Here is a 1,003-nt window from a genome sequence, read left to right as displayed (position 1 = left end):
GGAATAAATTACTTAAATTATATAATGGGGACGAATCAGAGCATTGAGAATTTTATAATCAAAGCCTATCCCGACGTGTTGATGCTTTCTCTAGTTTTAAGATTGTTTATTATGACAACGAGAGGTGATAATACAAATAACAAAAAGAAAGGTGTAGATAAGTTATTTTTCGTGTGTATTTTTGTTTCCATGATCTATGTGATATACAGCATGGCAAAAGATAATAGTATATCGAGAATTATATTGGATTGGCGTGATACTGTTGCGCCAGTATTAATCATGTATTTGATGGTACGGACAAATGTAATAAATTTCGATGATGGTGATCGAATATTGCATTTTATTGCGCTAATGGTTGTTGGTAATTCTATTATCGCTATAATTGATTATTATAATTTTAATGGAATAGCAGAAAGCTCATGGCGTTATGATTTTTTGATAGACTTGAATCTTAAAACAGACTCTGACTATGAATCAAGAATGGTGGTATATCAAATTGTAAGAAATGGAAATCTTAGATCGTCTGGTCTATTCGTTAGCGCATTACAGTACTCATATATCGCAGGGATGTTTTGTTTTTATTTCTATCTTAAACTATTGAACTCTTTGAAATGGTTAAACTTTTCAGGTCTAGCCTTAAGTCTTATATCCATGATTATATGTTTGGCTGGTGTGTATGTTAGTCAAGTGAGAACGGCATTTTTAATTATTATCTTTAACATTTTATTTTATCACTTGTGTCTTAGCTATAAAAATAATTTTTCTTTTAAACCAAAGTTAACTATGTCTTTAGCAGTTATTTGTTCAGTAGTTATGTTTTATGCAATTTACTATTTAGGTGAATCTGCAGACGCTTCATCATATGGGCGATTGGCGCAATACGCGATAATGATTTCTGATTTTAATCCCTTAGGTGCCGGCTTGGGAGCTTATAAGGGCCTGTTTGATTCTTTTTATGTATATATTATTTTAACATTAGGTGCGCCTTCCATCTATTTTATTT

Annotated in this window: 1 protein-coding gene; it reads left to right on the top strand. The window is 31.4% G+C overall.

Annotation, left to right across the window (positions count from 1 at the left end):
- Positions 1–210 precede the first annotated feature (210 nt).
- Positions 211–1,003 (top strand): hypothetical protein (locus KHQ28_RS28580; RefSeq protein ID WP_211777799.1); only part of this gene is annotated, 793 nt, incomplete at its 3' end.

Source organism: Klebsiella sp. 28 (assembly GCF_018223905.1).
In the GTDB taxonomy this organism is placed as follows: Bacteria; Pseudomonadota; Gammaproteobacteria; order Enterobacterales; family Enterobacteriaceae; genus Klebsiella; species Klebsiella pneumoniae.
Note: the sequence above shows the minus strand (reverse complement) of the source record. Positions and strands in the feature narration are given on the sequence as shown.